Below are 13,264 nucleotides of genomic sequence, written 5' to 3'. Positions count from 1 at the left end.
ATAGGGATCAATATTTTTATTCAAAGAAGTGGGAAACATCAAAGAAACCTCCATGACGACGAACAATATTTGCGACTTGTGAATACATACCACCAACTACACCGAGATTTTTGGTAAATAAATCATGACATCCAACAATTATTAGTAATTCTTGAGCGCGAGAAAAAGCGACATTAACCCGTTCTGGTTTTTTGGCAAAGCCCACATCTCCTCGTTCATTATTTCTTACCATACTCACAATAACCACTGGTCTTTCCATCCCTTGAAACCTATCTACTGTTCCAGTTCTGATATGTAATGAAGGAAAAAGTTCTGGAGTTAGACGCTCTTCAATTTTTCGTAACTGAGCTCCATAAAATGTGATTACGGCTATTTCCTTCTTGGGTTTTCCATTGGCTATCTTTTCCCACCAATTATCTTCAAATTGTTGACAGATTTTTTGGATCACGTCTATTTCCGCCATATTAAAAAAAGATGTGCCTAGCTGTTGTTCTTGAAACTTCTTTTCTTTGGGCATTTTTACCCAAATTAGATGGTCTTTTGGTCGCAGTAGAGTTCCTGCTAAGTTGTGGGCCCGTTTGATATCAGCTTCTAAGATACCACATTCCAATTTCCCATGATAAAACTGATTAATTGCTCCCATAATAGTAGGGTGCATTCGATATTGGGTATTTAGCATTTGCTTAATGCTATCATCTGCTTTTTCAAACTGGAATTTAAATAGAGATTCCTCCACAAATCCAATTTCTTCTCTGGAGTTTTCCATTGTTTGAGCAACTTCCTCAACCGTATCGCTATCAATCATGGGTGGTAGTTGGCGATGGTCTCCCACCATAACTAATTTTTTCGCTTTTAATGCGGGAATAAGTAATTCTGGTGGTGTGCATTTACTCACCTCATCAATAATCACAACATCAAAATATTTGAACTCTTCTGAGAAGTTATAATTTGCAGCTTGCACGCAAGTAATACCAACAACGTTAGCATTATCCAAATAAATTTGTCGTAGATCGTTGCTGTCTCTCTCAGAGGGTTGACGCAGTTTGGCTACCCAATCCTGGATAAATTGTTGATATTTACTTAGATAATTTTGTTGATTTTCTAGTTCCTGATGCCAAATATCAAATCTTGTTTTTATCTGATCTAGAAAATCTAAATTTAATAAATCTGTTTCTGGGTTTTTCGGTTTTAGTTTATCTGGTAGATCTTGTAAATGAATATCCCACCACTTTATTTCTCTGATTAAATCGTGGGGTATATCAGTTCCTAATTTTGTGGACATTTCTTCTAATTGGTCTTTTGCTTTCTCTAGTTTGCGCCATGATATTTCACAGTTTTGGGTGATTTTGATTAATTCTTCTGGCAATCCTTCTTGAATTTTAGCAAACAGGTCTACAGGATTTAGTCCCGACTGCAAATTGTCTAGATTGGTGATGGAATTTTCCCATAGGTTAACCTGCTGGGTAAATTCTGGCTCTCTTTCCCAAATAGTTGCTGGTTTGGCTAGACATTCTTGGGTAATATTTTTTAATTTCGGAGGCAAATTTTTCTGCTTATATAGTTGTTTTAAAATTACCACAACTTGTTCTAGCTGATTTTTGACATTCTCCTTAGATTTATCTACCATAGCTTGAGCTTTGGTAAGTTGTTCCGAATTCACTTTCTGCTGGTCTATAATTTCCCGTGATTCTTCTTTGGGCAAGTTATTTCTTGAATTATTTAAATTATTTATTTGTGCCTCCGTTTCTTTTTTTAGTTTGAGAATGCATTGCCGAGAATTGGTCAGAACCACATCTATTAATTCTTGAGTAATATAATGGGCTGTAGCTTGAGAGCTATTCAATGTGTCTCTACTGTAGGTCTGTTCTAGTTGTACTAACCAGGATTGAGTGCTTTCAACTAGAATTTGCCTTTGTTTGTTACTCAAAAATTGATACTTCTTAAACTGTTGATAGATTCCTTGCCATTTTTGGCGATCGCCTTTTTGCAAAAGCAGGAAGTGTTGACTAAAATGTTGTTGTATAAACTCACTAAAATAATACTGTTTTCCCTTGACATTAGAGCATTTAGCACTAACTTCATAGGACATGGCTTTGATTAGAGCTTGCCATTCTGGTTGTTTTATTTGAGAATTTTTAGGGAGTATTGGCAACTGCAACTGATGGGCAAACATTAATAGTCCTAAAGGTAGATTCAGCATTTCTTCGGTTAGCAATACCTCAGAGGTTTGGCTATTAACCACTAAATCATAAATATGAGCAGAAGCATTCTTTTTCCATTCTTGAATAGCATCAATAATATAGTTAATCTCTCGCTGACGATTCTCCCAGTCTTTGATACTTGTTTGTGCAGTTTTCCCCAAACTGCGATCTTGGGGAGGGAATTGCTTTTGTAATTGTTGTAAAGTTCCAGAATGCTTGTGAAAAACCTTGACCATTTTCACCAGATCGGCCATGGCCATGGTTCCGTCATAAGCATAACTAAATGTGGCTTGGAATCCCTCAATTTCCTGAGCTATATTTTCCTGTAACCATAGAGATAAGCTAAATATATCATCTTCAGGACAACTAATTCCTAACTGCTCCATATAATTTTTAGCTTGGGCCACTTTTTTCTGGAAACTTTTTGATAGATTGCCAGATAGATTATTTTCCACCCCATGGATTCTTATTCGCGATAATGTTTTCCTGATTTCCAAATTATGACTGCTAATATTTTTCGTTCTCTTGGGTTGATTGAGAATATTCTCTAAATCAACTATTAGAGATTCCATATCCTGTTTATCCTGAATTAATTGGCTGTAAACCCTTTCTTCTTCCTCAAAAATACTATCTAGCTTGCTCTTTTCTGCTTTTAATTTTTGCTGTTGATAATTAAACTGCTTTATCGAATTATAATACTCCCTGAACCGTTCATAATTTGTCAGTAATCCTTGAAGAACCTGGATATTTTCCCAACGCTGATAAAGATTATTTTCACAGTCATGGGCGGTATTTTCTAGCCATCTTCCAATTACTTGGTCTTCCAGAAATGGTTGTCCTTCCTCTCCTACCTTTTCTGCTTTTCCTTTTCTCACCGCACGAATAGCTGGACTATGTACTAGCCGACTTAACGCGTTGTCAACTGCCAAATTAGCTTGGGAGGTAATTAAGGTACGACCACCACGCAAAGCTACTTGATAGCAAATTTCCGCTATCACCGTGGTTTTACCAGTTCCGGGAGGACCCTGAATCAGAACTAAATCCTCAGCAGAAAGCACCTTTTCCACGGAAGCTTTTTGTCCAGGATTGGCCGCAGGTAATAATAAATCCTGAGATTGGAGCTTGATGGTTTTTTCAATTGGTCTTGCTTGGGAAGCATCAAACAGAAAATCTCCTAGATAGGGATTTTGAGTACGACCTTGTTTTAACTGCTCTAATGCCTTTTCTTTGCGTTGAATCTGTTTAATATCACCAGCAGCATCAAAAAACAAGTATCCCTTTGTTGGTAATTGATAATTTTCAGTTGCCATATACTCTATCAGATCTTGTTCTAGTCTGATATGAATAATGTTTCTTTCTGAGTCTATCTTTTCAATGGTTCCCAATTGACGACTGGTGCGACGGATTTTTTCTGTAGGTATAACATCCGAAAATTTAATCTCCTGGTTTTTTGCTTGTCTTACCCTTTCCCAAAAATTATCCTCATTTATATAGTTCTCTTCATCTCCATCTAGGGTAGCTGAGTTAATATTAATTTTTAAGGCAATTTCTCTTTGCTTTAAATCATAGTAGGAATTCACAAAATTGACACAAAATTGTCTAGCTTTGGCTACTCGCTCTTCTACTTTTAAGAATGCTTTCCACGCCCGCAATTGCTCTTCCGTGGGAACATGATTTCCACATATTGGCATTTTGACTATTTGTGCTAAAGTCTTAGGTGGAATATGTACCGGTTCATAGTGATTAGGAACTAGTTGTAAGTTTAATGGAACAGCATAAGCGTCTTTTTTACCTCTTGCAATTGGTAATAAATAAGTAGAGAGAATTTTTAAACCACCGTTACCATTTTTTTGCAGTGCTGCTCTTAAACCTAAAGTCTTGTCAAGTTCTTTTAATCTTTTTGGTAGTGTAAATTCACTTTCATCTGTAGCTATGATTAAATCTAAAATTTCTTCTTCTGTATCCCTCACATTACCTTGGCGACGAATATAAAACAGGCATTTTTGTTTCCCCACGCATTCAAAAATGAGTTCATTAGCTCGGTCTTTTTTTTCTCTAAAGTTTGAATATGATTTAACTCTTTCTTGCCCTTCAAAACTACGAATTAACCCATCTATTGTGCAATTTAATAGGCTATATCCCCAGATTTGTGACTGATTGATCTGTGACTGATTTTTGACTGAGTTTGTCATGGATGTTCCTGATTCTTAATTTCTCTCACAAGTCACTGTTAGTGATTTCTTGTATGAGATGTTAGTTTTGAGTGTTAGTTTTTTCTAAGGATGATTTTAGGTGATTTTAATTTTCTAAGTCTTCCCCCATAGACAATACTAACATTCCTTAAAGATAATCCAAACAGTATATCATCTTATTCAGGTTTTTATTGAGATTTCCACTCTGGAATTATCATGGTATGTATACAGATGAAAAATCAGGCACATCCCCCTTGCTAACCATTGCTCTATATAACAAAGCGCAAACCTCCGCCCTCGTCACTAGTTTTCTAGTGTTTAATAATCTTATGTTTGGGTAATTTACAATTACACCATTTTGTGTAAGAGCAGCAATCAGCTCCCGGTGTTCACTCCTAATCGTAGAAGCATCTTGGTAAATAGATAATATATCTCTTGTTGAACCGGTGAATTTATAATTCAAGGCTTTTGCTATGGTAGTTAAAACATCTAAACGGGTGAGTTTTTGGTCGGGACGAAACTTTCTGTTTGCACTAGGGGTCAAAATCCCCATCTGATAAGTTTTCTGGATGGCGTTATGGGCCCAGTGGTTCTTGGGAATGTCTCGAAATGCGACTTTCCCCCTGATTGTATCTTTAAAAAAGATTTTTGGCAATAGGGTAGCTAGTTGGGCCCGGGTGATGGGAGCATTAGGACGAAATGTGCCATCAGGATAACCGTCAATGACCTCCATGGCGGCTAATTCCTCAATATAGTCTTTGGCCCAGTAATTTTGCGGAAGATCGGAAAATCGTACCCGAATTCCCTTAGCTACTCCCACCTCTCTATATTTAGTTAATAAGTTATTCAGCTGGTACGCACTTTTATTTAGTTGGGTTAGTTGTACTAGGCTACCTGGGGGAGATAGGATAGCTTTTGCTAGTTGGGAATCATTAATGCTAATAGTTTTACCAACCAGGGCAAATTGCCCCTGGGTAAAGCTCGCAGGATAGGTACTCGGTTGAGCAACTTTGGCAAATCCTGCAGCTTGATAGGGAGTAGGATCGATGTTTTGTGGACTACTGAGGAAGGTAACCTTTTGGTTCCTGATTTCCGTGAAGTAGTCATAGCTCATGGTTGTGTCTGGATCAACGATCCCATCTTCATCACTGTCAACTCCGTAAAAAACTCTGACTAGGGGATTTGGCGGAGAATTCGCTGGTAAAATCAGGTTGACTGTGGTGTGGTTCGGTAAACAAGCAAATTCCGTATAACCAACTAGTTGGTTTTGTGTATTATATAGTCTAATTACAATGCGATCGCCCCATTTAAACCCATTTTCAAATTTAGCTTTCTGCTTAATTTTATATTGATAATCTCCCAAAAATCTTTCTTGGAGATATTTCTCGCCATACTTAGCTTTCAGGGATATACGAGCAATAACTGGAGAAATTGTGCCGTTAGGTTGCCAAATATAGAGGGTAAATCCGGATTTTTTCTCCTGTACTGGTTGAGGTGTGGAAATTTCTATGGGAACCGACTCCTGTGCCAAAAGTTGCCCATGAGTGGCTGCTGTGGCCAATGACTGAATTGCCCAGTTCTCTATTGGCCACAGATTAATTATATTAATTAGGGAGGCAAAAACTAGCCCTTTCAATACCGTTAATTTACTGTTAGTCATTGTTGCTTATTTAACCAAATGATTGATTTTGATACACGGACTATTCTAACATTGTATTTTCGGATATTTTCTTGAATCTGCCATGATATTTTTTCCACAATGCCAGGAGGATAAGAAGAAGATTACTATAAAGAAACAATACTTTAGAAATCTTAACCAATTACCATGATCACCACTGAAAATTTACCAAGCATAGAAAAACAAATTTGGACTTGGCGAAACTATAAAATCCAATATACTGTTATGGGTGTGGGTCAACCCCTAGTTCTGGTTCACGGATTCGGAGCTTCTATTGGTCACTGGCGCAAAAACATCCCTATTTTAGCTAAAGCGGGTTATCAGGTTTTTGCCCTGGATTTATTGGGATTTGGAGGTTCTGAAAAAGCAGACATAAAATATAGCATGGAAGTTTGGGTAGAGCTACTAAGGGATTTTTATCACGAACACATCCAATCACCCACTATATTTATTGGTAATTCTATTGGCGCGCTTTTGAGTTTAATGGTTGTCACCCAACACCCGGAAATTGCTAGTGGGGCGGTTTTGATTAATTCCGCTGGAGGTTTAAATCATCGTCCTCGGGAATTAAACCCCATTACTAGGTTTTTTATGGCTACCTTTCGTCAATTAGTCACTAATCCCATTACAGGAACTATTGTTTTTAATCGAGTTCGCACCAAATCCCAAATCCGTCGTACCCTATACCAAGTATATTGCGATCGCAATGCAGTTACTGATGAACTAGTAGATATACTTTATGAACCATCCTGCGATCGCGGTGCGAGGAAAGTTTTTGCCTCCATTGTCACCGCACCTCCGGGACCAGCTCCCATTACCCTACTACCCAAATTGACACATCCCTTATTAGTTCTTTGGGGTGAAAAGGATCCCTGGATACCCATAACGGGGACGAATATTTATGCAGAAGCGGCTAGTGGTAAGGATATTGAAATTGTACCCATTCCCAATGCTGGTCATTGTCCCCATGATGAAGTTCCAGATCTTGTCAATAGGGTGATTATTGACTGGTTAGGAAAGAAAAATCTTTAAGCTCATCTAGTCCCGCTGGCAAAATGCGGGGCTACAATGCTATAATATTAAACTCTTTAATTCCCAATTGTTAATGTGAAGTAGTGTCAAATGCCAAATCCATCAGTAAAAAATTTATTAAGCGATAACCTTCCCCACACACCAAATCAGGAAAATACCATTCGCATTCGGGGTGCTAGACAGCATAACCTGAAAAATATTGATTTAGACCTACCTCGTGATCAACTAATTGTATTTACTGGTGTCTCTGGATCAGGGAAATCTTCCTTAGCTTTTGATACCATCTTTGCAGAAGGTCAAAGACGTTATGTAGAATCACTAAGTGCCTATGCTCGTCAATTTTTGGGTCAATTAGATAAACCCGATGTAGAATCCATTGAAGGACTAAGCCCTGCTATTTCCATTGATCAAAAATCCACCTCCCATAACCCTCGCTCCACCGTGGGAACAGTTACAGAAATCTATGATTACCTGCGATTGCTTTATGGACGTGCTGGTGAACCCCATTGTCCCCATTGCGATCGCTCTATTTCTCCCCAGACCATTGACCAAATGTGCGATCGCATTTTATCACTTCCTGACCGTACTCGATTTCAAATTTTGGCACCTGTGCTGAGGGGAAAAAAGGGAACCCATCGGAAACTGCTTTCCAGTTTAGCAGCCCAGGGGTTTGTTAGAGCGCGGATCAATGGAGAGATTTTCGAACTTTCAGAGGGTATAGAATTAGATAAAAATATTAGTCATAATATAGAACTGGTAATTGACAGATTAGTTAAAAAAGAAGGTATTCAGGAGCGTCTAGTAGATTCTCTCACCACATGTTTGAAACAGTCCGAGGGAATAGGGATAATTGAACTGATAAAAAACCCTGCAGATGAGGTAGATAAAAATATTTCCTCAGAGGAATTACCATCAGAGATTATCTTTTCAGAGAACTTTGCCTGTCCAGAACATGGGGGGGTAATGGAAGAATTATCCCCCAGATTATTTTCCTTTAACTCTCCCTACGGTGCTTGTTCCCACTGTCATGGAATTGGCACACTAAAAAGATTTTCTCCTGAGTTATTGATACCCGATCATAAAGCACCAATATATGGAGCCATAGCACCTTGGTCAGATAAGGAAAACTCCTATTATTTAGAATTATTGTACGCCTTGGGAGTGCAACATGGATTTCAATTACAAACCCAATGGCGGGATCTAACTAAAGAGCAGCAAGAAATAGTTTTATATGGAGAGAAGCTAGAAAACACAACGGGAGGGAGAAAACAAAATTTTAGGGGAGTAATTCCCATGTTACAAAGACAATACGAGGGAGGAACGGAACTAATCAAGCAGAGACTAGAAGAATATTTAATCGATCAACCTTGTGAAGTTTGTGACGGAAAAAGACTAAAACCGGAAGCTTTAGCTGTGAAATTAGGTCAATATGGAATTTGGGATTTAACCAGCGTATCAATTAGGGAATTTCAGGAACGAATAGAAAACTTAAAATTAACTGCTCGGCAAATACAAATTGGCGATTTAGTCATTAAAGAAATTAAACAGAGATTGCAATTTTTACTAGATGTAGGTTTAGATTATTTGACCTTAGATCGTCCCGCCATGACCTTGTCAGGTGGAGAAGCACAACGAATTAGACTAGCGACCCAAATTGGTTCCGGTTTAACAGGAGTGCTTTATGTGTTAGATGAACCGAGCATTGGACTCCATCAACGAGATAATGATAGACTGTTAAAAACCCTGATTAAACTGCGAGATTTGGGAAATACCCTAATTGTGGTAGAACATGATGAAGAAACTATCAGAGCAGCAGATCACATAGTTGACATTGGTCCGGGTGCAGGTATTCATGGGGGAAATATTATTGCCCAAGGAACAATTGAAGAGGTATTAAAGGCAGAAAATTCCCTAACAGGAGCCTATTTATCCAAAAAAATAGTAATTGATACACCCACAACTAGAAGAGGGGGAAATGGCAAAACTCTGAACATTAAAAATGCCCACCGCAATAACTTAAAAAACCTAGATGTGGAAATTCCCCTGGGAAAATTAGTTGCTGTAACTGGAGTTTCTGGTTCAGGAAAATCAACTTTAATTAATGAATTGCTCTATCCCGCGCTACAACATCATTTATTAAAAAGAGTACCCTTTCCTCCAGAACTCAGTGGAATAGGAGGATTAAACTGTGTGGATAAGGTCATTGTCATAGATCAGTCACCCATTGGGAGAACACCCAGATCTAACCCAGCTACCTACACAGGAGTATTTGACCTGATTAGAGAAGTATTTTCCCAAACTATCGAGGCTAAAACTAGGGGATATAAACCTGGACAATTTTCCTTTAACGTCAAGGGAGGTAGGTGTGAAGCTTGCAATGGACAGGGAGTAAATGTTATAGAAATGAATTTTTTACCGGATGTTTATGTTCAATGTGAAGTATGTAAAGGAGCTAGATATAATCGAGAGACCTTACAAGTTAAATATAAAGATAAATCCATCTCTGATGTTTTAAAAATGACCGTTGAGGAAGCACTAGCATTTTGTGAAAACCTCCCCAAAGCAGTCAGCAAATTACAAACATTGGTGGATGTTGGTTTGGGATACATACAGTTGGGACAACCCGCTACCACCCTATCAGGAGGAGAAGCACAACGGGTCAAATTAGCTACGGAGTTATCTCGACGTGCTACGGGTAAAACATTGTATTTAATAGATGAACCCACCACCGGACTATCTTTTTATGATGTTCACAAGTTATTAGATGTGATTCAGAGATTAGTGGATAAGGGAAATTCTATCTTAGTGATTGAACACAACCTGGATGTGATTCGTTGTGCGGATTGGGTTATAGATTTGGGCCCAGAAGGAGGTGATAAAGGGGGAGAGATCATCGGTGTGGGAACTCCAGAACAACTTGCTCAAAATCCCCGCTCCCATACGGGAAGATATTTACAACGGATGTTATAACTAAGCATATCCTTTTGTTGGGTTTCTACAAGATTGGGCGATCTCGCGTAGCCAGTTCTTCCCAATCGCATCACAGGGAGATTATTTGTTCGGTTTTATTCCTCAACCTAACCTACAAAATTGGGCGATCGCACTGAAATTCTTAATTATCCCTGCTCAAACTTTAAATCACAAAAACATCTAGATTACGTGGTGGATCACAACCAATTCTCTCAATGTTATACTGACAACATCTTCCTAATTTGTAAAATAGGATATTATCTTCCTTAGGTTTAATCAATTTATCCAATCTTTGTCGTAACCTTTGATATTGAGTTAACGTTAATCGACATTCAAACAAAGAATACTGTTTCCATTCTCCATAAGATTTAAGGCATTTATGAATTTTATTGCGTCTTTTATCTTCGGAAATGTCATAGCTAATGATATAAAAACTTTCGTCAATCATCTTATCTCACTTTTAAGGGTAAATATTTTTCTATTTCTTGATTTAGATGTTTAGCTAAGAGTCGAGCTTGTAAAATTAAAGCTCGTCGATAGTCCGTTTGAATTTCAAAAACTGAGTGTTGAAATGTAGTATTTTTTCTCTGTTCATAGCTTTGGATAAATTTCTTCATTCCCTGTTCATTTAAGTGAACAGCACCACCAGGATAATTAATAAAAGACTCTTTTTCTAAGGAATTATTTCTTAATAGCTGTAGAACCAATCCATCTACAAAGATAGGTCGAAATTCTTCCATAAGATCTAATGCTAAATTGGCACGTCCATAACGCTCACCATGTAAAAACCCCTGGTATGGATCTAACCCGACTGTATGTAATGCTGCACGACAGTCCCCATATAGTAAAGCATAACCAAATCCTAATAATGCATTAACTGGGTCTGTGGGAGGTCTGCGGGTACGATGGGAAAAACTCCAGGGAGTTCCCGTTAATAATTCTCCTAGAACTCCAAAATAAGATGATGCACCTTGTCCCTCATATCCTCTTAATTCATTTAAAGATGTAGTTTGATCAATAGATTTTTGACAAGCCTTTAATGATTTCAAAGCTGATATGACTTTCTCAGATCTTTCATTTTGTCGAGAAAACCTTGCCAAAATAGTGTGTTGATTAAATAGTTTACCCCTGATAATTTCTCTAGCTATTGCTAGAGTTTTGTGAGTATCAAAACTAGCTTGATATTGCTTAGATCTTAAAATTGCATTCGGATTTGGTTCTGGAAGCAAGGTCGCAACTGTACGACCTTCTTCGGATAAATAGGTAATAGGAATTGATCTTTGATTTAAAATTTTTAAAGCTGGAATAGTAAGAATAACTCTACCATACACTACTACTGATTCTAACTTACACAGTGGTACATCAGTCAGTCTTTTATCATGCTTAAAAATTTCTAATCTTTCATCAATTTGACGAACCAAGGTATCTTGTTCTAACAGGAAGAGAATAGTCATTTTTTTACTCTCGTTATTTTACTGTGACATTATTTTCTTTGAAACTCTTGTTTTATATATCGTGAGCAGCTAATCTAGCTTTTTCCGTTTCCTTTGGTAAACAAATATCATAAAGACTACAACCTTTACACTTTGATTGGTAATTATTAGGAGGACATTTAGTTGTGACTAACATCTCTCTAATTTCCTGAATTATCTGAATAGTTTGCCTTCTTAAATTATCATCCATATCCACAACTAAACGCTGATGGCTGGCTGCATAATACATGAAAGCTTTGGGAATACTAATATTAAGCATTTCTTCTAGTGCCAAGGTTTGAGCACATAGTTGAAGATGATCATTTTGCCACTTAGCACTATAACCTACTTTATATTCCACAGGATAAATTTCATCCCCAGACTGTTCCACTAAATCTGCTTTACCAATCAATCCCAATTTGTATGAATAAAGAGGCAAAGAGCGCCATTGTTTCAAATTCGTTTCACTGGTAAATTCTCCACTATCTACCCTCTCATGCTGACGAGTTCCCGCTATGGTAAATTCATTATCTTGCCATTCACCTGTTACGTAAATATACCAGCAACATCTTGGACAATAATTATAGTTGTTGATAGCCGCAATTGGTACTAAAGATTGCTCATCATTCATAATTAGATATTAGGATTTTCATTCGAGTTTGTGGGTTGATTATTATCTTTGGAAAAGTCTAAAGACTTGCTAGTTATATTGGTTTGTCCCATACCAATTGTGGTTTTATATCCAGTCCCGCAGTAAAATGCAAAATGACTCAGAATATTAGCTGTTTTTTTGATATTGTCATCACCATGAATTTCATAACTTGCTTTTCCCTTAAATCCTTTTTGTTTAAAGTTGCCGAAGTAAACCGTAGTAGTTTGTAAGTTATAACTACTTATTTGAGAGGAAGTAAACCAATCATCAGGAGTTAACTCTTGTGGTAGTGGTATAGGTGATATTTTCAACCATCTTTTTTGCCATGAATAAAATATGGTTTCGGGAATTGGAAATAAAGAATTACGGTGTTGTTGCTTAATGGCCGTGGGTGAGTGCCATTGCAAGTTAATAAATTCTTGTGGTGGACTTTCTACTAGTTCTTCCCAGCTTTGGTATCTAACCCAAATGTTATTAGTTTCAGGGGAAACTTGCACATTATAAATAGAGATTGTGGTATTACCTAATCTTAGTTCCTGTTGATCAATTTCGGCTAGTATACATAATAGTTCACTAATCTTCTGATCATCTAGTAGTGTTAATCGGACATGACACAGTTGTCCTTCCTCAATTTCATGTTCTTTTCCCTTAGTTCGCAAAGGAGATAGAGTGAATAATTTATAATCATACTGTTTATGTATGTACTCTGCATATTCTGGACTAATGCGATTAATAAGAAACTTGAAATTATTCCGACTTAAAGTGATTAGTCTTGCTTGTTTAGTATTTGAACCTCACATTCATATCTATTTGAGTTTGATTGCAGTAGCACAAGATACCTCGTTTAAAAGGAAAAAGTTTCAATCTCCTATGGAGATAAGTCTAAATTTGAACCTAGGGGGGAGCTAGGGGAATTGCGTTTCAACCCACATTCCGCACCCTCAACTATCAGGGAGGGAAATTACTGAGATAAAAATCAAAGTTAGCATAAAAATAAACATAGAGAGTGAAAAAAGCATTCGAGAAACAGTAAATCAGCAAAAATGTCATCAAAATCTATTCTCAAT

General features: G+C 37.4%; 8 protein-coding genes. 2 read left to right on the top strand and 6 right to left on the bottom strand.

Going from position 1 to position 13,264, the window contains the following annotated elements:
• Positions 1–16: 16 nt before the first annotated feature.
• Together ASL19_RS01565 and ASL19_RS01560 are read right to left on the bottom strand one after the other, a co-directional pair.
• Complete coding sequence (locus ASL19_RS01565; RefSeq protein WP_057177013.1) at positions 17–4,393, bottom strand: AAA domain-containing protein; 4,377 nt, start codon at positions 4,391–4,393, stop codon at positions 17–19.
• A 214-nt stretch (positions 4,394–4,607) separates the two neighbouring features.
• Positions 4,608–6,053 (bottom strand): S-layer homology domain-containing protein, encoded by a 1,446-nt coding sequence (locus tag ASL19_RS01560; protein WP_057177012.1) that lies wholly within the window; start codon positions 6,051–6,053, stop codon positions 4,608–4,610.
• Positions 6,054–6,218: 165 nt separating this feature from the next.
• Between ASL19_RS01560 and ASL19_RS01555 the strand changes: the two genes are divergently transcribed.
• Together ASL19_RS01555 and uvrA are read left to right on the top strand one after the other, a co-directional pair.
• On the top strand, positions 6,219–7,103 hold the full coding sequence (locus ASL19_RS01555; RefSeq protein ID WP_057177011.1) for an alpha/beta fold hydrolase: 885 nt from the start codon (positions 6,219–6,221) through the stop codon (positions 7,101–7,103).
• Between the two features lie 90 nt (positions 7,104–7,193).
• Complete coding sequence (uvrA, locus tag ASL19_RS01550) at positions 7,194–10,073, top strand: excinuclease ABC subunit UvrA (RefSeq protein ID WP_057177010.1); 2,880 nt, start codon at positions 7,194–7,196, stop codon at positions 10,071–10,073.
• A gap of 163 nt (positions 10,074–10,236) precedes the next feature.
• On the opposite strand, the gene cas2 is transcribed toward uvrA, so the two are convergent.
• From cas2 to cas6, 4 genes are read right to left on the bottom strand one after another with little or no spacing between them, the layout of a single operon-like run.
• Complete coding sequence (cas2, locus tag ASL19_RS01545) at positions 10,237–10,521, bottom strand: CRISPR-associated endonuclease Cas2 (protein WP_006278534.1); 285 nt, start codon at positions 10,519–10,521, stop codon at positions 10,237–10,239.
• 1 nt (position 10,522) lies between these two features.
• Positions 10,523–11,527 carry a CRISPR-associated endonuclease Cas1 gene (gene cas1 / locus ASL19_RS01540; protein WP_006278535.1) on the bottom strand — a complete coding sequence of 335 codons (1,005 nt, stop codon included), beginning with the start codon at positions 11,525–11,527 and terminating at the stop codon, positions 10,523–10,525.
• Between the two features lie 52 nt (positions 11,528–11,579).
• Positions 11,580–12,176: a CRISPR-associated protein Cas4 gene (gene cas4, locus ASL19_RS01535; protein WP_057177009.1), complete on the bottom strand. Its 597-nt coding sequence runs from the start codon at positions 12,174–12,176 to the stop codon at positions 11,580–11,582.
• A gap of 2 nt (positions 12,177–12,178) precedes the next feature.
• Entirely contained in the window at positions 12,179–12,931 is a 753-nt protein-coding gene (gene cas6 / locus ASL19_RS01530; protein WP_255356412.1) for a CRISPR-associated endoribonuclease Cas6, read from the bottom strand.
• Positions 12,932–13,264: the final 333 nt, after the last annotated feature.

It is taken from the genome of Cylindrospermopsis sp. CR12, from assembly GCF_001432185.1.
Taxonomy (GTDB): Bacteria; Cyanobacteriota; Cyanobacteriia; order Cyanobacteriales; family Nostocaceae; genus Raphidiopsis; species Raphidiopsis raciborskii.
Note: the sequence above shows the minus strand (reverse complement) of the source record. Positions and strands in the feature narration are given on the sequence as shown.